Source organism: Streptomyces olivochromogenes, assembly GCF_001514115.1.
GTDB classification, from domain to species: Bacteria; Actinomycetota; Actinomycetes; order Streptomycetales; family Streptomycetaceae; genus Streptomyces; species Streptomyces olivochromogenes.
This window is the reverse complement of the sequence record NZ_KQ948475.1, coordinates 73,950-93,688: the sequence shown is the minus strand read 5'-3', so window position 1 is coordinate 93,688 and position 19,739 is coordinate 73,950. Positions and strand designations below refer to the sequence as shown.

The 19,739-nt window shown below is 72.0% G+C and carries 18 protein-coding genes; 9 read left to right on the top strand and 9 right to left on the bottom strand.

The features are described 5' to 3' along the window. Positions 1-312 precede the first annotated feature (312 nt). Complete coding sequence (locus tag AQJ27_RS42680; protein ID WP_067381669.1) at positions 313-1,824, top strand: esterase/lipase family protein; 1,512 nt, start codon at positions 313-315, stop codon at positions 1,822-1,824. A 62-nt stretch (positions 1,825-1,886) separates the two neighbouring features. Here the strand turns inward: AQJ27_RS42680 and AQJ27_RS42675 are convergent, their stop codons facing one another. From AQJ27_RS42675 to AQJ27_RS59325, 4 genes are read right to left on the bottom strand one after another with little or no spacing between them, the layout of a single operon-like run. Beyond that, entirely contained in the window at positions 1,887-2,441 is a 555-nt protein-coding gene (locus AQJ27_RS42675; protein WP_067381667.1) for a hypothetical protein, read from the bottom strand. After that, entirely contained in the window at positions 2,419-3,708 is a 1,290-nt protein-coding gene (locus tag AQJ27_RS42670) for a WXG100 family type VII secretion target (RefSeq protein ID WP_067381666.1), read from the bottom strand. The genes AQJ27_RS42675 and AQJ27_RS42670 overlap by 23 nt, the downstream gene beginning before the upstream one ends. Further along, positions 3,708-4,010, bottom strand: coding sequence for a DUF6317 family protein (locus AQJ27_RS42665; protein ID WP_067381664.1), 303 nt, complete (start codon positions 4,008-4,010; stop codon positions 3,708-3,710). The genes AQJ27_RS42670 and AQJ27_RS42665 overlap by 1 nt, the downstream gene beginning before the upstream one ends. Further along, the gene (locus tag AQJ27_RS59325; RefSeq protein ID WP_235613817.1) at positions 4,010-4,564 is read right to left on the bottom strand and encodes an SAV_915 family protein; all 555 of its coding nucleotides are present in this window, start codon (positions 4,562-4,564) and stop codon (positions 4,010-4,012) included. Before AQJ27_RS59325 ends, AQJ27_RS42665 begins: the two co-directional genes overlap by 1 nt. Positions 4,565-4,816: 252 nt before the next feature. Between AQJ27_RS59325 and AQJ27_RS42655 the strand changes: the two genes are divergently transcribed. The 3 genes from AQJ27_RS42655 to AQJ27_RS42645 all read left to right on the top strand — a co-directional run bounded on the left by AQJ27_RS42655 (position 4,817) and on the right by AQJ27_RS42645 (position 6,627). Then, positions 4,817-5,389 (top strand): SigE family RNA polymerase sigma factor, encoded by a 573-nt coding sequence (locus AQJ27_RS42655; RefSeq protein WP_067381661.1) that lies wholly within the window; start codon positions 4,817-4,819, stop codon positions 5,387-5,389. Next, positions 5,386-5,892, top strand: coding sequence for a hypothetical protein (locus AQJ27_RS42650; RefSeq protein WP_067381658.1), 507 nt, complete (start codon positions 5,386-5,388; stop codon positions 5,890-5,892). Before AQJ27_RS42655 ends, AQJ27_RS42650 begins: the two co-directional genes overlap by 4 nt. 198 nt (positions 5,893-6,090) lie before the next feature. Next, entirely contained in the window at positions 6,091-6,627 is a 537-nt protein-coding gene (locus AQJ27_RS42645; protein WP_067381654.1) for a universal stress protein, read from the top strand. Positions 6,628-6,670: 43 nt separating this feature from the next. On the opposite strand, the gene AQJ27_RS42640 is transcribed toward AQJ27_RS42645, so the two are convergent. Beyond that, positions 6,671-8,203 carry a serine/threonine-protein kinase gene (locus tag AQJ27_RS42640; RefSeq protein ID WP_067381651.1) on the bottom strand — a complete coding sequence of 511 codons (1,533 nt, stop codon included), beginning with the start codon at positions 8,201-8,203 and terminating at the stop codon, positions 6,671-6,673. A 107-nt stretch (positions 8,204-8,310) separates the two neighbouring features. Continuing rightward, on the bottom strand, positions 8,311-9,807 hold the full coding sequence (locus tag AQJ27_RS42635) for a lipase/acyltransferase domain-containing protein (protein WP_107120719.1): 1,497 nt from the start codon (positions 9,805-9,807) through the stop codon (positions 8,311-8,313). A 19-nt stretch (positions 9,808-9,826) separates the two neighbouring features. Here AQJ27_RS42635 and AQJ27_RS42630 point away from each other — a divergent pair, with 19 nt between their 5' ends. The 5 genes from AQJ27_RS42630 to AQJ27_RS42610 all read left to right on the top strand — a co-directional run bounded on the left by AQJ27_RS42630 (position 9,827) and on the right by AQJ27_RS42610 (position 16,760). After that, positions 9,827-11,989, top strand: a complete 2,163-nt coding sequence (locus AQJ27_RS42630; protein ID WP_107120717.1) for an AAA family ATPase — start codon at positions 9,827-9,829, stop codon at positions 11,987-11,989. After that, positions 11,986-14,436, top strand: a complete 2,451-nt coding sequence (locus tag AQJ27_RS42625; RefSeq protein ID WP_079065676.1) for a WD40 repeat domain-containing protein — start codon at positions 11,986-11,988, stop codon at positions 14,434-14,436. Before AQJ27_RS42630 ends, AQJ27_RS42625 begins: the two co-directional genes overlap by 4 nt. Before the next feature lie 388 nt (positions 14,437-14,824). Further along, positions 14,825-15,532, top strand: a complete 708-nt coding sequence (locus tag AQJ27_RS42620) for an RES domain-containing protein (protein ID WP_079065675.1) — start codon at positions 14,825-14,827, stop codon at positions 15,530-15,532. 357 nt (positions 15,533-15,889) lie between these two features. Further along, a complete protein-coding gene (locus AQJ27_RS42615; RefSeq protein ID WP_067381646.1) occupies positions 15,890-16,309 on the top strand; it encodes an XRE family transcriptional regulator in 420 nt (139 codons plus the stop codon). A gap of 55 nt (positions 16,310-16,364) precedes the next feature. Beyond that, complete coding sequence (locus tag AQJ27_RS42610; protein WP_054234136.1) at positions 16,365-16,760, top strand: TOBE domain-containing protein; 396 nt, start codon at positions 16,365-16,367, stop codon at positions 16,758-16,760. A 60-nt stretch (positions 16,761-16,820) separates the two neighbouring features. Here the strand turns inward: AQJ27_RS42610 and AQJ27_RS42605 are convergent, their stop codons facing one another. The 3 genes from AQJ27_RS42605 to AQJ27_RS42595 form a co-directional block, all read right to left on the bottom strand. Continuing rightward, entirely contained in the window at positions 16,821-17,981 is a 1,161-nt protein-coding gene (locus tag AQJ27_RS42605; RefSeq protein ID WP_067381793.1) for an NAD-dependent formate dehydrogenase, read from the bottom strand. A 135-nt stretch (positions 17,982-18,116) separates the two neighbouring features. After that, on the bottom strand, positions 18,117-19,049 hold the full coding sequence (locus AQJ27_RS42600) for a LysR family transcriptional regulator (protein ID WP_067381643.1): 933 nt from the start codon (positions 19,047-19,049) through the stop codon (positions 18,117-18,119). A 63-nt stretch (positions 19,050-19,112) separates the two neighbouring features. Further along, on the bottom strand, positions 19,113-19,589 hold the full coding sequence (locus tag AQJ27_RS42595; RefSeq protein WP_067381640.1) for a molybdopterin-dependent oxidoreductase: 477 nt from the start codon (positions 19,587-19,589) through the stop codon (positions 19,113-19,115). Positions 19,590-19,739: the final 150 nt, after the last annotated feature.

Here is a 19,739-nt window from a genome sequence, read left to right as displayed (position 1 = left end):
ACGGCTTTCCCACGCCCGAAAAGCAGCTCGGAATCACGAGGTGCCGTTCCGCGGAGTTGCACGGCCTGGTCGCACCGGCTGACACTGATAGTGGGGCGCGCTCGGCCGGGTCATGGAGAGCGAGGCGATCAAGGTGGTTTCCTCTCCTGAATTGCGGTTGCTCGGCCATTTCCGGCTCTGTGTGCCGGACGGTCCTCGCCGGGACGCTGTGGCCCGAGGTCACCGAACACCACGCCAGGGGCAGCCTGCGTACCACCTTGTGGAAGCGGCATCCGTGTTACTACGTCCATCCCCGGGCTCCTGGAGGACCGTATGACACCGGCCCCGAAACTGCCGATCGTCTACGTCCGCGGATACGCGGGCGGCACCGCCGGCATCGACAAGGCGGTGACGGACCCCTTCTACGGGTTCAACGAGGGCTCCACACACATCCGCATCGGACCGGACGACGCGCCATGTTTCTATGAGTTCGAAAGCCCTCTGCTGCGCCTTCACATGGACGAGGGCTATCAGATCCTCGTCGAGGGTGGCCAGGATCTCTATCTCGCCACCCACGACACGATTCCGCCGGACAGTATCTGGATCCACCGTTTCTACGACACGTCCGCGACCACCTGGGGCGGCAGTCCTCATGCGTTCCGGCTGGAGACGGCCGCGCAGGACCTGCTGAAACTGATCGAGACGATCAAGAGCAAGTCGAAAGCACCACGTGTCCACCTGGTCGCCCACTCCATGGGCGGCCTGGTGTGCCGCTGCCTGATCCAGAAGATCCTCCCGGATCTCGGCCGCGATCCGGCCGACTACGTCGGCAAGCTCTTCACCTACGGCACCCCGCACGGCGGCATCGCGTTCGACCTCGGCTTCGGCATGCTGGAGAAATTGCGTGACGTCACCGGCGTCAACGGCGCGGAGATCTTCGGGCCCGAGCGTATGTACGAGTACCTGACGCCGAAAACACAGGCCGACCCGGACGGCCCGCCACCGAAGTGGGACGCCCGCACGATGCCCCAGGAGGGGCCGTTCGCCTTCCCCCACGACCGGGTCTTCTGCCTGGTCGGCACCGACCCGACCGACTACGACGTGGCGCACGGCCTGTCGGCCGCCTCGGTCGGGCCCCGCAGCGACGGTCTGGTGCAGATCGACAACGCGTACGTTCCCGGCGCGTACCAGGCATACGTGCACCGCAGCCACAGCGGACGCTACGGACTCGTCAACTCCGAAGAGGGCTACCAGAACCTGCGGCGCTTCCTGTGCGGGGACCGCAAGGCGGAAGCCGAGCTCGTCGACGTGCACCTGGCGGAGCGGGCCGACACGATCTGGCAGGCCGAGGTCCGTCTGTCGGTGCGCGGCCTCCAGATCGTCACGCACGAGCGGCTGAGCGCCCAGTGGTGCCCCATCCAGCTGCCGGGCGCCGGCGCGGACGACGGGACGACGGTCCCGCTGGTCAACACCTTCCTGTGCAGCGGCCTCCGGGCGGCGGACTCCGGCACCATGCGGTACGCACTGCATCTGCGGATCCTGTCACTGCACCGGCGTGACGGGCTGCTGAGCTTCAACGACCATTTGGAGCAGACCGCCGACTTCGACGACATCCTGGTCATCGACATTCGCGCCGACCCCACCGCCTCCGCGCCCGCGCTCTCGGCCACCTGGAACTCCGCCATCGCCGGCCCGATCAGCGCCTACCGGCCCGACGGCCACACCCTCGGCGACGAGAACCCCGCCCCCGGCGTCTGGGTCAGCCACATCGAACTGCCTCCCTCCGCGATCCCGATCGTCGGAGAGACCGCGCGGGTCCGCCTCACCGTGACCCCCTGGAACTGACGACCCAAAAGGAAGCGAGCCGCCATGGCCATGTGCGGCGGCCGATGCCGTCCGACGTCGGCTCACGTGCGCGGCCGCGGGCCGCGCTGAGGGCCGGCCTCTTGCAGCCGGCGCCGGGCACCGACCTCGCTGGGGTACTCGCGGACGGTGAACGCGGCGAGGACCCAGCCGACGGCGTACGCGAGAAGGGCCGGCAGGACGGGTGCCGCGATCAGGAAGAGGATGCGGCCGGCAAGGGCCAGCCCCGTGGAACGGCGGGTCTGGTCACGTTTGCGGCCGCGGGCCTCGCTGGGGGTCGGCGGGTCCAGGAGGTCCCTGCGGTGGCCCCTGCGCTGCACCACCCACCCCCAGACCAAGGCCACACAGGAGGCGGCCACCTGCGCCCAGTCCCACACCGTACGCACGCCTGACGGCAGGTCGCCGCGGAACGACTGGTAGAGCACGAGCGCGATATAGCAGGCGAAGGCCAGCACGGCGAACCACAGGACGGCCCCGGAGACACGACGCAGCCAGTAGCGCACACCACGCTCATACCAGGTGGTACCGAGCCCCGGCAGCGCCGGGATGCGGGCGGGAGTTCCGGAGGCCGGGGCTTCAGAAGATGCTCTTGATGCCATGCCAGACGTCATCCTTCAGTCGTACGAAATCGTGCCCGGTCTCCGTGAAGACATGGCCGGTGCCGTGCAGCACCCCGCCGACGACGCCGTGGTCGTGGATGTCCTCGCTCCAGTGCTCGTGGAAGGCGTGGTCGATGACCCCGGTCGCGCCGACCACCACCGCGCCGCCGACCCCGGCCACCACGATCGCGGGTGCCTCGAAGGGCGCAGCCGCCACCAGGCCCGCCGTGATGGCCGTACCGGCCGCCAGGCCGGCCAGGTTGGCGCCGCCGTCGACCGTGACGGAGTGCTGCCAGGACCAGCCCTTGTCGTGGTCGTCGGAGGCTTCGAGAATCCCGCAGGCACCGGCCGCGGCGACGTCCAGGACCGGGACCTCCTTGAGGAAGTCGGGCAGCTTGTCGACGCTCTCGCCCGCGCGAAGCGCCGCCGCGGCGTCGGTCAGCTTGACGTTCAGGGCCCGGTCGTAGGGGAGGCTGGTGCTGCCGTGGTCGGCACGGGCGATGTCCTCTTCCAGCGAGTCGACCTTCGTCATCGCGTCGCGGTAGGCGCTCTTGGCGGGGAGGTCCTTGGGCAGTGCGCGGCCTGCCTTCTGGAAGGCCTTGCGCTCGGCGCGGAGTTCCTTCTTGGCCGCCTGTTCCTCGGCCTTGGCGTCGTCGAGTTCGGTGCGGGCCTTGGCGCCGCCGACCCGGGCGTCCTCGGCGTCATAGGCGTAGAGGCCGCGCAGGTAGTCGGCAAGGGTGATCTTGTCGCCCGGTGACACCGACGCGGTGACCTGGGCGTACAACCCCCGCAACTTGTCCGCCGCGACCAGCCTCGCGTGCTGCGCCGTATGCAGGATCTCCGTGCGCACCTTGTCGTACTCGCCGAACGCCGAGATCGTCTGCTGTTCGTCGGCGCTCGGCGGATCGGACGTGACGAACTGGAGCGGAGCGCCCTGGGCGCCCATGGGTACGCCTTTCTTCACGGCGATGTGCTCGGCGTTCTGCAGGGCGGTCTCGCAGGCGGACAGCGCACCGACGAGGGTGTCGAGAATGTCGCCCGCGTCGTGGACGAGGCCCGCGAAGGCGCCCGCCGTGAGGGCGTCCTCGCTCCAGGCGGCGCGGAAGGTCTCGGCCGCCTCGCCCTTCCAGTTCGCGTCGCCGACCAGCTCCTCGACCGCGCTGCTGAGCGGATGGACGACATCCTCGAGCTTCTTCTTGGCGTTCTTGTACGTCTCGGCCATCGTGCGCAGTCCACCGATGTCGCCGCCGACCCAGCTGTCGCTCATCAGCCGTCCCCCACCATCAGGTCCTCGAACAGACCGTGTACGTCGATGTCGTGCCGCTGGAACGAGTCGCGGGCGTACGCCACCTTGTCGCCGTGGTCGTCCAGCCGGTCGGCGAAGCCGGTGTGCAGGGCGACGATGAGGTCGGCGACCTCTTTGATGGCGTGGTCGAGGCCGCTGTCACCGCCGCTGACGACGGGCGGAGCGATCTGGTCGTGCAGGTTCCGGTAGTGGGTGGCCTCGTCGTGGAAGGTCTTGGACGTCGAGGTGAGGTCACTCAGGACCGCCTTGAAGTCGGGCGGCATCAGCGCACCTCCCTTGCGTAGGCGGCCAGATCGTCCGGCTGCCAGTTGTGGAGTCCGGGCGCGACGCGCGGGTCGACGCGGACGGTGACACCGTGCTCGCGCACACCCTCGGCCAGCGGCCCGATCGACGTGGCGACCCACGGCTGGGCCTCGCCGAGCGCGGCCACCAGCCGGGCCGGCGTGGTGAAGGCGAGGGCCACGGTCCCGTCCGTGGGGTGCTCGAACAGTTCGTAGGCGATGAAGGGCACGCGGGTGGGGCGGCCGGAGGCGTCCAGCACGTCGACGTAGCGCGGATGGGCCGGGACGAGCACGGGGGTGTGGTACGCCGGAACGCCGGGCTTCGGGGCCTGCCGTCCCTCCGCGTCCGGCCGTACGGGCGGCTCCGCCTCGGCGTAGTCGAGCAGGCGCGAACGACGCGGCTCCGGGTTCGACGGACGAGGTTCCGACGCCGAGGAACCGGCCCCGGCCGAGGGCTCGGCCGGCCCGGTCTCGGCGTAGTCGGAAATGTGCGACCGTATCGGCGCCCCCACCGCCGTCACCTCTTCACTCTTCACCGTGGGCATGGTTCGGCCCGGACGTTTTGGCGCGCTCACCCTAACGACCGGCCACGAGGGCAAATCCCGCTATGTCAGTCTGCCGGACCGTGTACATGCCGAGTGCATGCCTACTGCATACCGACCACATACCGAGCGCATACCGACCGCATGCCGATCCGATACGGCCGCTGTGACCCAGCTCTCATCTCCGCCGTGCAGCAGACGAGGGGGCCGCCCCGTCGTGGAGGGGTGACAGGAAGGGAGGAGCGTGTGGATCTGGCAACCGAGTGGAAGCTGGGCGCCGAGCGCGGCGGGACCGAGTCGCTGGACATGGACTTTCCCGCCTTCGTCGCCGCCCGGTCGGCCGCCCTGTTCCGTGGCGCCCTCGTCTTGACGGGAAACCGCGAAGCCGCGGAGGACCTGCTCCAGGAGACCCTGGAACGGACCTGCCGCAAGTGGCGCACGATCGCCGCCAAGGACGCCCCCGACGCCTATGTGCGCCGGATCATGGTGAACCTGGCGAACGACCGTTGGCGAAGATTCCGCCGCACGACCCCGCACCCCGACAGCGGCGGCGACCGGGCCGCTCCGGGGGACGAGTACGGGCAGATAGACAGCAGGGACCAGCTCGTTCGCGCCCTTCAGCAGCTGCCGATGCGTATGCGCACGGTCGTGGTCCTGCGGTACTTCCACGATCTGTCGGATGCGGAGATCGCGGCCGACCTGAAGATCTCGGCAAGTACCGTACGGTCCCAGCTCGCTCGTGGGATCGAGAAGCTGAGAAGCCAGTTCCCCGCGCTCCCCGGCCCTTCACCGCAGCGGCCCACGGAAGGAAACCGATGACTTCACACGATGCACGGCCTTCCAGCCGCACCGGTTACACACCCTTCGAAGAGGAACTGGTGAACGCCATGAACGCACTCGCGAACTCCGCCGACGCGCCGTCCGTCGACACCGTCGGCATCGTCCGCAAGACCCGCCGCAAGCGCGTCACGGCCATCGCGGGTCTCGCCGCCGCCCTGATCGTGGCCGGCGGCGGCACCGCCCTGGCCACCGCCGTCTCCAACGGTTCGGACGCCTCCCGGCCCGCCGCCGCGACCACCGCGACCGGCGACGACGCCACCACCGTTCTGGTCAACGGCAGCAAAATCAAGCGCGAGTTCGCCGGCCTCGACCTGGACTTCGCCAAGCAGTTGCTGATGAAGTCCCAGCTCAAGCTCGGCACGGTCAGCAAGGTGGACTGCGGCAAGAACGGCAAGCCGGGCTCGGTCCACTCGGTCGACCCGCACAGCCCGAAGACCGTGTCCATCGGCGACACGATCAACCTGACCCTCTGCGCCGGCTGATCCAAGGCACCTCAACCGCCCCCGCCCCGGTCGTCGCGAGCTCCGACGACCGGGGCGGACGACAGAGGAGTGTGCCGAAGTGTCATGAACGGTCGGGACCACGTCAGGTCACCGCCAACCCCCTGGCCCGCCGCCCTCCCCCCGCGTTCGATGGAACGCGGATACCCGTGTCGACGTACGCCGAGGGGTGAGCGAGCGATGGGCGAGGGAGAGCGGCGGCGGGTCGTCGTGGGGGTGAGCGGTTCGCCGGGGAGTCTGGCGGCGCTGCACCGGGGCGCGTTCGAGGCACGCCGCACCGGCGCCGTGCTGCTGGTCGTGGGTGCCTGGGAACCGCCGCGCGGCGCGCTCGCCCACCCGAGTTCGATGCTCGCGCCGCCGATGACCGAGTTCCGGCAGATGGCGGACGACCGGCTCCTCACCGCCCTCGCCACGGCCTTCGGCGACGACGGGCCCGGGGTGCCGTACCGGGGGCTGGTCCTGTGGGACCGGCCGGGGCGCGCCCTGGTGCGGACCGCCGACCGGATCGGCGACCTCCTGGTGATCGGCGGCGGGCGACGCGGCCGGATGCGCCGGGCGCTGTTCCCGTCCGTCGCGCGCTACTGCCTCGCGTACGCCGCCTGCCCGGTGCTGGCCGTACCGCGCTCACCGCTGCACCGCGAACTCGCCTCCGTACGCCGCCGGGTGAGCCTGCGCCTGCCGCTCGACGCCAGCGAACTGACGGACGGCAGGTCCTGAACCGCTGCCCCGACCCTCGCTGCCCCGATCCCGCCGTCCGGGCTCAGCCGACCCGGAAGCCCGCCGAGACCGTGTCGAAGACCGGGCGGAAGGTGTCCCACTTGAGGTCCGGAGCCGAGAGGTAGATGTCGTACTCCCGGCCGCCCTCCTGCCCGAAGCCCAGGTCGATGGCGCGGAACGCCCGGACCCGGCCCTTGAAGGTGAACTCCCACACGGCCGCGGGCTTCTCCTGGAACGTGGTGCGCTGCATGCGCAGTTTCCGGTACGAGGAGGGGTAGTTGAGCTTGGTGTTCGCCTCGATGTTCGTGAAGTGCGACTCGGGGTTCGCGCCCGCCGGCTCGACCATGCCGATCGTGAGGCCGACGAGACCGGTCTCGTCGGCGTAGGTGACCTGTTCGGAGCTCGCCTTGCCGCGCTTCCAGCCGTCCGGGACCGGGAAGGAGACGCCCAGCTTCTTCTCCGTGACCAGGTGGTAGCCCGCGGGAACGGCCGGGGGCGTGGAGGCGGAAGCGGCGGCTTTGTGGTGGGTGCCGCCGCTCTTGCCGTCCCGGGTCATGGACCACCCTCCCGCCACCGTCACGGCCGCCACCACCACGGCCAGCGCGCTCCAGAGGGCCACCCGGCGCGCGCGAGACCGGGGCGGTGCGTCTTCCCGTGCCGGTGCCACCGTCGTCGCGGTCTCCGGAGACTGCGCCGGCGCCGGTATCGGTGCTGGTATCGGTGCCGGTACCTGGCGCGTGGGCGTCAGCTGCGTCGGTACCCCCGACACCACTTCCCTCAGAACCCGCTCCACCTCCTCCGCCGACGGGCGCTCCTGCGGTTCCTTCGCGAGCAGCGCGTCGATGAGGGGTTCCAGCGGCCCGGCCTGCTTCATGGGGTCGACCGGGTCGACGGCGATGGCGTACGCCGTCTCCACGGCCGTGGCCTTGCGGAACGGGGGCCGCCCCTCGACGGACTGGTAGAGGGTCGCCCCGAGCGCCCACAGGTCCGCGGCGGGTCCGGGCTTCTTGCCCCGCATCCGTTCGGGCGCGATGTAGTCGATCGAGCCGATGATCTCGCCGGTCTTGGTCAGCGTCGAGGTGCCGGTCGCCATGGCGATGCCGAAGTCGGTGAGGACGACGCGGCCGTCGGCGCCGAGCAGGACGTTGCCCGGCTTGACGTCACGGTGCAGCACCCCGGCGGCGTGCGCGGCCCGCAGCGCGGCGACCATGCCGAGGCCGATCCGGGCGGCCTCGGTGGGCGGCACCGCGCCGCCGTCCGCGAGCAGGGCGGCGAGGGTCGTGGAGTGCACGTACTCCATGACGATGCAGGGCAGCCCCTCGTCGTCCACCACGTCGTGCACGACGACCACGTGAGGATGGGCGATACGGGCGGCGCTGCGCGCCTCGCGGCGGGTGCGTTCGTGCAGGGTGGCGAGCTCGTCGTCGGTCAGGTGCCGCTGGACATGCAGCCGCTTGACCGCGACCTCCCTGCTGAGAACCTCGTCCTCGGCACGCCACACCGTGCCCATGCCGCCACGGCCGATCTGTTCGATCAGCCGGTAGCGCCCGGCGACCAGCCGCCCCTCGTCCGCCACCGCGTGCCCCTTGCCGTTCCTTCCGGAGGGCTCCCTCCGGACCGGTTCGAACCATTCCGCGTTCGATTCGTGTCGACACCCTAGTCGGCGCAGGTTGCGGGGCAGTCTCAGCCGTCGTCCCGCTCGTCGGGGGCCGCGAGGACGAGTTGGGTCAGCGGAGTGGCGTCGCCCGTGTCCAGGGTGACCCGGTAGAGGCCGGGCGCGGGCACGGTGACACGGGCCGCGAGGTGGTCGTCGTCGCCGTACAGCCGGGCCGGTCCGGCGAAGGCCCCGCCGACCTCCTCGACCGCGCAGTCCAGCCCCGCGGGACTGTCGACGCCGCGCACCCGGACCGTCCAGGGCGTGCCCGGCGCGACGAGGTCCGGGACCTCGATGCCGACCCGTGCCCCGGCCTGCGGGGGACCGAGGTGCTCGTCCTCCTCCAGGAACGAGGTCACCGCCTCCAGCGCGGCCTCCCCCTGGGCCAGCGCACCGTGCTGCAGCGCGAGGGGCACGATGGCGCGGTTCAGGGGAGAGGCCGCGGACTCCTTGTGTACGGTGCCGTCGCCGCCCACGTCGAAGCGGCGCGGGGCGCCGGTCTCGTCGCGCATCAGCTCGCCGTCGCTGTGCTCGCGGTAGCAGTGCTCGGAGGCGGTCACCACCCCCTGATGGAGGGTCAGGGACTGGAGGGTGGGCTGGCTGATGCCCACCAGCGCCCGGTGCCCGGGCAGCGCCCGCCCGCGCAGGGTGTCGTGCAGGGTCTGGGAGTCGACGGCCAGATCCTTGTCGCCGCCCAGGTCGGCGATGTCCGTGGGGCTGAGCCCGCGGATGTTCAGGCCCTCGTCGAGACAGGGGAACGTCGGGAGCAGGTCGTGCAGGCCCGGCATGGTGTACGCGAGTCTCCTGAGCCTGCCGTGCGGCAGCGGAACCGGCGTGCCCTGCCCGGTGTTGAGGATCGCGGCGGCGGCCACCGCCCCCTGGAAGGGCGTACCGAGGGTGAGCACCCCACGGGTGTCCGCCGCGAGGTCGCCGTCGGGGCCGTCGGTGAGAGCGGCGAGGGTGAGCAGTCCGCCCATGGAGTGCGCGACGAAGACGAGCCGCCCCTCTCGTTCGTCGACCCGGTGCTTGCGGGCGAGCGCGTGTGCGGGGTGCCGCCGCCACCGCTCCAGGTGGTCACGCGCCGCCTCGGCGAGGAACCGGGCGTTCGTGGCGACCGACAGCCGCCAGTCGTAGGCGAAGGGCAGCACGGCCTCCGGGTCGGCCACGCTCCGGGTGACGGTCGCCACCAGGTCGTTGTAGGGCTCGATGCCGCGCAGGAACGGGCTCCAGGCGGGGGTGCGCAGCAGGCGCCGGGCCCGGATGCGGCCGAGGCGGCCCTCGCGTTCGTCGGGCGTGAGGTGCAGAGCGCGTAAGCCCCGGGGCGCCGTCCACGCCTTCAGCAGCCATCCGGCGTTCGCGAGGCCCCAGACGACATCGCCGGACTCGGTGTCGTACAACTCGCTCCCCATGATGCCGGGAACGACGACGACGGCGTCCTGCGTCGTGTTCGGGGAGAGGCCGGGGAGGCGGTAGGGCCGCTCGTCCAGGCGGCGGCCTGCGGTATTGGGCTGCGACGGCTCGGTCATGGCGGGAAGAATAGAGAGCATGCGAGGGCGGGCGGGCGGGCTTGTCAGGATCGGGGAGCCGGGGGACGCCGGCGATACGGGGCAGGCCACGGCGGGCCGAGCGTCGGTGAACACCGTGGAGGAGGACTCCGCGCGACGCACCCTGTTGACCCTCGCCGTCCGTGACTACGGCGACGGGGACACGGAGTTCACCGCCGGCATCGACGAGCAGCTGTCCGTCGTGGCCGACTGGTGGTGCGCCCCGGGGGCACCGGAGCCCTTCACCCACGTCCCCGCGCCGGAGCTGCGCGAGCGCTACGACGTGGAGCGCTTCCTGCACGAGAGCGAGGTGCGCGAGATGCGCGGCCGCGCCCTGGTCGTCTTCATCACGGGACACGGTCAACTGGGCGCCTCCCGCACCCACTTCCTCCAGCTGCCGAGGACCGAACCCCGGCGCCAGCTGGCCACGGCCATCCGCACCAGCGAGATCGTCGCCGCCGCCCTCGACTCCCGCGCCGAACACGTCCTGGTCGTCATCAACACCTGCTACGCGGCCGGGATCGCCGAGGAGCTGGAGAAGCTGCACCAGGAGATCCTGCCGAGCCGGCGCACCGGCGGCAGCCTGGACGTCGTCGCCACCTGCGCGCACGACCAGCTGGTCCAGGTACGGCAGTTCCCCTCGGTGCTGCGCCGAGTGCTGGAGCGGCTGCGCACCACCGCCCAGATCACCACGCCCTGGCTGAGCGTCGCCCATCTGATGACGGAGTTCGAGAGCGAACTCGGCACCGACACCGAGCGGCGCAAGCACCGGCTCAAGCGGGTCCTGGACGGCGGCGGCCAGACCGCCCTGACGCCCTGTCTGCCGAACCCCGGCTACCGGCCCCTACGGGAACTGGTGGGGCCCGCCCGCCGCCAGGTCGCCACCCCCGCCGACGAGGTCGACCACTGGCTCGACCGCGCCAGCGGCCGCCCCCAGGAGACCGACCCCGGCTGGTACTTCAGCGGTCGCGAGGCACTGGGCCGGGCCATCACCGCGTTCCTCGGCCGTCCCCGCGGTGTCCTGCTGCTGACCGGAACCGCCGGGAGCGGCAAGTCGGCCGTGCTGGCGCGGGCCGTGACGCTCAGCGACCCGCTGTTCCGCGACGACCCGCGCTACGGCCGCGCGCTGCGCTCGGCCGCGCCCGAGACCGTCCCGCCCGAGGGCTCCGTCACCGCCGCCGTACTGGCCCGCCACCGCACCGTCTCCGACGTGCTCGGCGACCTGTTGCGCGCCCTGGAACTGCCGCCGCGCCCGGCCGGGCCGACCGACGACCCGGTGGAACTGCGCCGCGCCCAGCTGCTGGCTCATCTGGACGAGCCGGGCGACCCGGTCACGCTCGTCCTCGACGGCCTGGACGAGTCCGTCGAACCCTTCCGCGTGGTCAGGGACGTCCTCGCCCCGCTCACCGCCCACTGCGGCGCCGCCCCCGCCCTGCCCGGCCAGCGCAGGGCGGAGCGACAGCGGTCCCTGCGGCTGCTGATCGGCGTACGCAGCAGCCGTCCCCGTGCGGACCACGCCGCCCCTCCCGGCCCCGCGGGGCGGGAGGCGGGGCTGCTCGGCGCGCTCCGGGAGGTCTTTCCCACGGCGTCCGTGCTGCGTACCGACGAGACGGACAGCGAGAGCGACATCGCCGACTACGTCCAGGCACTGGTCGGCGCCGAGACGTCCGGCGGCGACAGCACCCGGCAGGCGGCCGAGACCGTCGCCAAGCGGGTCTGGCCGTCGTTCCTGGACGCCCGGCTGGCCGGCGAGCAGCTGCACCACGCGTCCGACCCCGACGCGCTGGCGGGCAACCCCGACTGGCTCGACCTGCTGCAGGCGGGCACCATCGGTCTGCTCCGGCGCGATCTGGCGCTCGTCGAGGACGAGGGTTTGCCCGCGGAGGTCGCCCTCGCGCTGCTGCGGGCCGCCGCGTTCGCGCTGGGCGCGGGCATCCCCTGGTCGGACGTGTGGCCTGCCGTCGCGGGGGCGCTGCTCGGCCGGCCGGTCGAGGAGTCGGACCGGATGATCGAGAACCTGCTGAAGAGCAGGCTCGCCGGATATCTGGCCCACGACGACGAGGACGACCGGCTGGTGTACCGGCCGGCCCACGAAGCCCTGGCCGAGCTCCTGCGGGATCCCCGCCAGGACCTGCTGGCAGGCGTCGGGGGCGACGCCGTATGAGCGACGCGGACAACCCGTACCGCGCGCCCCGTCCGGGCCGCTCCGACTCGGGCGACCCGAAGGCGTGGGCCGACGGCTCGAAGGCGTGGTCCGATACGAAGGACGCGCACCGGCTCATCGCCGAGGCGCTGTCCCGGCTCGTCGCCGCGGACCCCACGATCCCGCCCCACCCGTACCTCAGCCGCCACCTGGCCCATCACGCGGCCCGGGGCGAGGTCCTCGACGACGCCCATGTACCGCTCGCCGTACTGCCCTGGGAGTCCAGCGCGAACGTGCGCACACTGCTGCGGCAGAGCGACGCGGTGAGCACCGCGCGACGGCAGGAGTGGCTGGAGGCGTGGGCCCGCATCGAGCCCTTCATCGGCGGCGCCGGTCCGGACTCCCGGCTGGCGAGTCTGCACCTGGCCCATCACGCGGCGACACGCCCCCGCACCCCGCTCGACACGTCCGCCGCGCGGATGTCCGGTTCGCGCATCACCCCGCTGTGGAGCGACTGGACGGCGCAGGACAACGTACTGGCCGTCTCCGAGACCCGCCTCGAATCGCTGACCCGCACCACCACCACCGACGGCCGCTCCCTGCTGGTCAGCGGCGACAACCACGGCACGATCCGCATGTGGGAGCCGCACGGCGTACCGGCGATGGCGCCGCTGCACACGTACGGCGGCGCGGTCCAGCATCTGCTGCCGCTGCCGGGCGATCTGCTGCTGTCCGCGGGCACCGACGGTTCGGTGCGCGTCTGGCACCTCACCCGGGGCCAGTTGCTCGCCGAACCCGTCCACCGCCCCGGCACCTGGGTCAGCGCCCTCACGCTCTTCGCGGCGAAGGACGCCCAGGAGGTCGTGCTCGTCGCCCACAGCGACGGCCGTCTCGGCGCGCTGGATCCCGTCACCTTCCGGCCCGTCGACACCCCGCTGCCCTCCCTCGATCCCGCGCCGGCCCTGCTGAGCGGGGTCGGTCTGGGCGGGGCGGAGGGGATGGCGCTGGCCGTGGCCCAGGGCCGGCGGGTGCGCGTCTGGGATCCGCGGCGGGCCGACGGGTACACGCACGAGCACGAGCACGAGGGGGCGGTACGTGCCCTGGTGGACCTCGCGGCGCCGGGGCGGTACGCGCTCTGCGACGACTCGGGGTACATCGGTTTCCGGGACGCCTCGACGGGCCGGGAGACGGCCGTCGCGCCCGCTCCGCCCGCGGGGCCCGTCGTCGCCCTGACCGCCCTGACCGTGGCGGGCCGGGCGGCGGTGGCGTCCGGGGGCAGCGACCACACCCTGCGGGTCTGGGACGCGCGGACGGGCGCGGCGATCGGCGGCCCCCTGGAAGGGCACACCGCTCCTCCCGTGGCTCTGACCACCCTGCCGGCCACCTCGCCGGGCACCTCGCGGGAACTCCCCGCCCCGGCCGGTCAGGAGCTCCTCGTCTCGGCCGGCGCGGACCACACCCTGCGGCGCTGGAAGCCGGGCCGCCCGGGCGTCGGCGCCGGGCGCGTGGTCCGGCGGCCCGTCACCGCGGCGGCGCTGTCCGGTCCGGGGTCCACCGCCGGGGCGCCGCTGATCGCCGTGGCCGACGAGTCCGGTACGGCGCTGTGGGACACCGGGACCGGTCGCTCGGTCCCCCTCCCGGCGGGCCACGCCCAGGTGACCGCCTTCGCCTCGGCGCTCGTCCGGGGCGAACCCCTGCTGGTGACCGCGCACAGCGACGCCGGGGTCCAGCTGTGGTCCCTGGACCGGGCCGCCCACGCCGCCCCCGCACGGCTGGCCGGACTCCTCGGCCACAGCCTGCCGGTGCGGTCGATGGCCGCCTTCCCGCACGACGGGCGGACCCTGCTGGTCACCGGGGGCGCCGACGGCACCGTACGCCTCTGGGACCTCGACCGGGTGTGTGCGCTGGCCTGCCGGGAGGACCATCTGCTCAGCGTCCGGGACGTCGCCGTGCTCGACACGGCACGGGGTCCGCGGATCGTCTCGGCGGGCACCGACGGGACCGTACGGCTCTGGGATCCAGTCACGCTGCGGCCCGCGGGGGCGCCGCTCCACTGCGAGCAGCGGGTCGTCAACGCCGTCGCCGCCGTGCCCGTCGACGAGCCGGACGGTGCCGTCCTCGTCGCGTCCGGCGGGGAGGACGGCACGATCCGGCTCTGGGATCCGGACACCGGGCGGCCGGTCGGGCGGCGGCTGGACATCGGCGACGGGCCGGTGACCGCGCTGGCGTTCTTCCGGACCGCGACCGGCCGCCCCTGCCTCGCGGCGACGGGCCCCGGCGGAACCATCCACCTGTGGGACACCGACACCGGCTCGCACCTGCTGCGGATCGTGACGGGCAGCCCGCTCGGGGCCCTCGACGCGCTCGACGCACGGCAGCCGGGCGGCCCGCACCCCGAGCACCCCGTGCTCCTCGCGGCCGGAGTCGCGGGCGTATGCGTGTTCGACATCCGAATGGAGGGGCGCTGATCCGGCGCCCGTCGGGCCGCCGAATGTGGACGTGCGCCTCCCGTGTGCCCCAGCGCCCCCCTCTCGCGCCCCCGCCACGGCGTGGAAGCGGGCATCCCGGGGCGCGCGCTACGGGAGAATGATCGCCCGCATGTTCCGGCGGAACATGCGGACGAGGGACACGTACGGGCACAGGAACGTACGGGCACAGGAGCGTACGGGCACGGGAACGTACGGGCACGGGAACCTGCGGGACACAGGGACGCGCGCCTCGTGCGGACCGCGCGGCACCTTCCGCACGGCACGCGGGCCGCGCGGGCCACCCGGGCCAACGCCCCTCGGCCCGCCGGGCGGCGCCCCGGCGGTGCGGCAGCGGCCGCAGACCATCGGCTCAGCAGCGAGGACCAGGATGAACAACAGCCCTTCGGCGGTGACCACAGCCCACTTACCGTCCCTCGTCCCCGCTCCGGAACGCGGAGTGTGGCGGTTGGGCAAGAGGGACCACCCCAAGGAGTACAACCGGCTCGAACCCGAGACCAGCCAGGGCTCCAGCGCGGGCCGCTTCAGCCTCGCCACCTACGGAATGCTGTACTGCGCCAGCGATCCGGCCGGCTGTTACGCCGAGGCGCTCGCGCCCTTCCGCGTCCATCCCAAGCTGCGCGGGCTCATCGGCCACGAGTGGGACGAGCGGCCCAGCCACATGAGGCTCGGCCACCTGGCCTCGGGCTGGCGCGAGGACCACATCCTGGTCCGGCTCGAACCCGCCAAGGACGCCCAGTTCCTCGACGTCGACGCCGAGGCCACCCGGGCCGTCCTGGCGCGCGAACTCCGGGGCGAGCTGGCGGCGTGGGACATCGCGCCCCCGCTCACCGACGTACACATCCACGGGCGCGACCGCAGGCTCGCCCGGCAGATCGCGGCGTGGACGGTCGCCCAGCGCAACGAAGCCGGCCACCGCCTGGCCCAGGGCATCGCCTACCGCTCCGGATACGGCGGGCGCACCTGCTGGGCCATCTTCCACGACGTCGATCTCGTCGAGGCCGAGCGGCGCCCCATCCAGCCGGAGTCCCCCGAACTGCGCGCGGTCGCGGCGGAGTACGGCCTACGCGTCTTCTGAACGGGGCGCACGGATCTCCTGATCAGGGCGCGTGGATCTCCTGAGCGAGGTCTTCGGGTCCGCCGAACGGCGCCCGCGCCCCGTGCGTTCGGCCGCACCCGCGTCGCCCGATCGAGCGGTGCTCCGTCCCGCACCCACCGGCGACACCGGAGAAAATCCCTGGTCAAACCCCTCACGCCACTTTCCAGGTGGGATTTCACAGGGGATTGAAGGGGGGAAAACGGTGGAGTGAGAGACCCTCGCACGGGTAGACTTCCCTCAACACAACTGAGGAGACGCCATGTTGACACCCCGTCTGTCACCCCTCGCGCCATCCCGCGTCTTACCCGTTTCATGACCGCCAGGAAGCGAGGAATCATGCAGCCACTGCGAGAGCCCGCGGCCAAGACGGTCACCACGAGCGTCACCGACACGGTCACCGAGACCACCGCGCACGCCAACACGGTCCAGAAGTCGATCGCCGACATAGCGCGGTTCCTCCAGGACAACTTCGGGCAGAAACTCACCGCGTTCATCGCCGGTATCGAGGACCCGAAGCAGGTCGGCAAGTGGTCCAGCGCCCAGAACAGCCCGAGAATCGACTCCGAGCTGCGCCTGCGGGCGGCCTACCAGGTCTTCCAGATCATCGAGCTCCAGGAGAACTGCCACACGGCACGCGCCTGGATGATCGGCATGAATCCGCAACTGGAGGACGACTCACCGCTGCAGGCCATCGCCGAGGACCGGCACAAGGACGTCATGGCGGCGGCCCGCTCGTACGTCAAGGGCGATCTCTGACGCGCCCCACGGGCTTGCTTGCATATGCAAGGATCTCGCGCCTATCTTGGCGCGCATGCAGTCCTACACCATCGGTCAGGCGGCCCGGCTGCTCGGCGTGAGCCCGGACACCGCACGGCGGTGGGCGGACGCCGGGCGGATGGCGACGCACCGGGACGAGGGCGGGCGGCGGCTGATCGACGGGCGGGACCTGGCCGCGTTCTCCGTCGAGCTCGCCAAGGGCGGCAGCGGCGAGGAGGACGCCTCCTACACCTCTGTGCGCAACGCGTTCCCGGGCATCGTCACCGCCGTGAAGCTCGGCGACGTGGCGGCCCAGGTGGAGATCCAGGCCGGACCGCACCGGCTGGTCTCCCTGCTGACCCGGGAGGCCGTGGAGGAACTCGGCCTCGAGGTCGGCATGGAGGCCACCGCCCGCGTGAAGTCGACGAACGTGCACATCGACCGGGTCTAGGACCCGTCTTTCGCATCAGGCCCTTCGGGCGGCGGCCTCGACGACCGTCGGTCTACCCGCTCATCGGGTGACGGAGTACGAGTGCGCCCCCGTCCCCGCCAGCGCACCCCCGTCGACGATCAGGTACTCGTCCCGGATCGGGGTCCCGTCGAGCCAGGACTCCAGGATCTCCCGGGTGCCCGCCGCGTAACGGGCCTGCGCGGACAGCGACGAACCCGAGATGTGCGGGGTCATTCCGTGGTGCGGCATGGTGCGCCAGGGGTGGTCGGCCGGCGCGGGCTGCGGATACCAGACGTCACCCGCGTACCCCGCCAACTGCCCGCTGCGCAACGCCCGTTCGACGGCGTCCCGGTCCACGATCCGGGCCCGCGCCGTGTTGATGAGATAGGCGCCGCGCTTCATCGTGGCGAGCAGCTCGTCGCCGAACAGGCCCTCCGTCTCCGGGTGCAGCGGCGCGTTGATGGTGACGACGTCGCAGTGCGGCGCCATCTCGGCGGCCGTGGCGTGGAAGGTCAGACCGAGCTCGCGCTCCACCTCCGCCGGCAGCCGGTGCCGGTCCGTGTAGTGCAGCTTCACGTCGAAGGGCGCGAGGCGGCGCAGCACCGCGAGGCCGATGCGACCGGCGGCGACCGTACCGACGTGCATGCCCTCCAGGTCGTACGAACGGGCCACGCAGTCCGCGATGTTCCAGCCGCCGTCCAGGACGACCTGGTGGGAGGGGAGGTAGTTGCGGACGAGGGAGAGCGTCATCATCACCACGTGTTCGGCGACGCTGATGCTGTTGCAGTACGTCACCTCGGCGACCGTGACCCCGTGCGCGATGGCCGCGTCGAGGTCGACGTGGTCGGAGCCGATGCCCGCCGTGATCGCCAGCTTCAGGTTCTTCGCGGCGGCGATCCGCTCGGGGGTCAGATAGGCGGGCCAGAACGGCTGCGAGATGACGACGTCCGCGTCCGGCAGTTCCCGGTCGAAGACGGAACGGTCGCCGTCCTTGTCGGAGGTGACGACCAGGGTGTGCCCGCGCTCCTCCAGGAAGCGGCGCAGACCGAGTTCGCCGCTCACGCTGCCGAGGAGGTGGCCGGGGGTGAAGTCGGTCGCCTTCGGGGTGGGCGCGGTCTGGCCGCCCGGATAGTGGTCGATGACGGGGAGATCGTCCCGGGCGTACGTCGTGGGGTATCCGTCGGTCGGGTCGTCGTACAGCACGCAGAGCACCTTGGCCATGACGCGGCTCTCCTCAACTCCGTTGATCGTGGGCTCCGTTGAACGGACGGTGCTGTCACCATCCTCGGAGCCGATCGCGCTGGTCAAAGCGAACCTCGCTATGCCCGCATAGACGGCGGCTATCAACTCCCGCCGTCAGCCGCGCTCGCCCAGATAGGTGTGGAGCAGCGCGTCCAGCGCGTCCCTCACCCGCGCCTCCCGCGCCACCGTCAACAGTGCCTCCGCGAGGACGGACGGAGGATCGTCCCGCGCCATGACCAGCCCCACCCTCGGCCCGTGCGCGGGCCCCTCCAGCGGAACCACCCGCATCCCCTCCGGCACCCCGAACATGTGCAGCCAGGCATGGGAGATCACGCTGGACCAGCGGCCACTGGGCAGATGCGCGTACAGCCCGGCGACACTGTCCGACTCGATCGCCGGGGTCGCCTGCGCGCCGTCCGCCGCGAAGCACTCGTCGATGATCCGCCGGTTGCGCATCCGGGGACTCAGCAGGCACAGGGGCAGGGCGGCCGCGTGCGCCCAGCGGGCGGTCGTCGCCGCGCCGAGCGGACCGGTCACCGGGGTGAGGAGCACGTACCGCTCCTCGTACAGCGGGAAGCGGCGTACGTGACGGAGCTCTTCGTCGTCGAGATACGTCATCGCCGCGTCGAGCTCGAACTCGGCGAGCCCCTGGGTGATCTCGGCCGACGACAGGGACTCCAGGCCGACGCGGGCCCCCGGGTGGCGTTCGCAGAACGGGGTGGTGAGGAGGGAGGCGGCGGGCAGCGCGGTGGGGACGATGCCCAGGCGCAGGGTGCCGGTGAGGCCGCCGCGCAGCGCCGACAACTCCTGGTGGAGGGCGTCGCGCTCGGCGAGGATGCGGTGCGCCCAGGCGAGTACCACCTCACCCTCCGGGGTCAGCCCCTCGTACCGTCTGCCCCGGCGCACGATCGGCACGTCCAGCTCGTGTTCGAGACGGCGGATCGCGGCGGACAACGAGGGCTGCGAGACGAAGCAGGCGGCCGCCGCGCGGGCGAAGTGCCGCTCCCTGGCCAGCGCGACCAGGTACTCCAGCTGACGCAGCAGCATCCACGACCTCCCCGGCGGGTCAGGCTCGCAGACGCGGGTGCGTGGCGTCCATGCCCTGCCCGGCTACGTCCACGACGGGTAGCGCCCGTCCACGCGGATCGCGTTGATGCCGCTGATGTGCCGGGCGCCGCAGCGGTCCTGGGGCAGCACGAGCTGGGGGCCCGCCCGGTCCAGCGGGGTGTCGTCGATGCCGACCGCGAGGAGGACCGGGGCATGCGCGAAGTCCGGGTCGATCTCGGCCCAGGTGAGGAGCGCGTGATGGCCGTCCGCCCCGGCCACCGCGATGAGGAAGCGCAGCCGGTCCTTGCGGCGGGCGGGGTCGAAGCCCGGTCCGGCGTCGTACAGGACGTCGTGCAGCAGGGGCCCCTCGAAGCGGTGGTGCTGTACGCCGCTGGTGGCGCACTCGAAGCTGACCCGGGCCCGGTGCTGGGGCCACGCCAACAGGTCGGGCACGGTCAGCCGGACCGGGCGGGCGAGGTCTCCGGTCAGGGCGACCGACGCGAGCGAGTGAGCGGGCGACTGAGTCGGGGACTGCCCCACTGGGCACCACCTCCCGAATGTCCGTACCCAGGAGGCGGTCCCGTACAAACGCACATGCGTACACCCCGGCAACGATCGTGCAGCTCATGCGATGCGACAGGAGACTTCTGGCTCGCATCTGCGGAAGTATGATCGGCGTAGGCATGTCTG

Coding starts and splice junctions, on each gene's coding strand:
- AQJ27_RS42600 (WP_067381643.1), bottom strand. CDS start 19,049: ATGCTGCTGCGTCAGCTGGAGTACCTGGTCGCGCTGGCCAGGGAGCGG.
- AQJ27_RS42615 (WP_067381646.1), top strand. CDS start 15,890: ATGCAGCCACTGCGAGAGCCCGCGGCCAAGACGGTCACCACGAGCGTC.
- AQJ27_RS42635 (WP_107120719.1), bottom strand. CDS start 9,807: ATGACCGAGCCGTCGCAGCCCAATACCGCAGGCCGCCGCCTGGACGAG.
- AQJ27_RS42650 (WP_067381658.1), top strand. CDS start 5,386: ATGACTTCACACGATGCACGGCCTTCCAGCCGCACCGGTTACACACCC.
- AQJ27_RS42645 (WP_067381654.1), top strand. CDS start 6,091: ATGGGCGAGGGAGAGCGGCGGCGGGTCGTCGTGGGGGTGAGCGGTTCG.
- AQJ27_RS42675 (WP_067381667.1), bottom strand. CDS start 2,441: ATGGCATCAAGAGCATCTTCTGAAGCCCCGGCCTCCGGAACTCCCGCC.
- AQJ27_RS42625 (WP_079065676.1), top strand. CDS start 11,986: ATGAGCGACGCGGACAACCCGTACCGCGCGCCCCGTCCGGGCCGCTCC.
- AQJ27_RS42670 (WP_067381666.1), bottom strand. CDS start 3,708: ATGAGCGACAGCTGGGTCGGCGGCGACATCGGTGGACTGCGCACGATG.
- AQJ27_RS42665 (WP_067381664.1), bottom strand. CDS start 4,010: ATGCCGCCCGACTTCAAGGCGGTCCTGAGTGACCTCACCTCGACGTCC.
- AQJ27_RS42610 (WP_054234136.1), top strand. CDS start 16,365: ATGCAGTCCTACACCATCGGTCAGGCGGCCCGGCTGCTCGGCGTGAGC.
- AQJ27_RS42630 (WP_107120717.1), top strand. CDS start 9,827: ATGCGAGGGCGGGCGGGCGGGCTTGTCAGGATCGGGGAGCCGGGGGAC.
- AQJ27_RS42620 (WP_079065675.1), top strand. CDS start 14,825: ATGAACAACAGCCCTTCGGCGGTGACCACAGCCCACTTACCGTCCCTC.
- AQJ27_RS42605 (WP_067381793.1), bottom strand. CDS start 17,981: ATGGCCAAGGTGCTCTGCGTGCTGTACGACGACCCGACCGACGGATAC.
- AQJ27_RS42680 (WP_067381669.1), top strand. CDS start 313: ATGACACCGGCCCCGAAACTGCCGATCGTCTACGTCCGCGGATACGCG.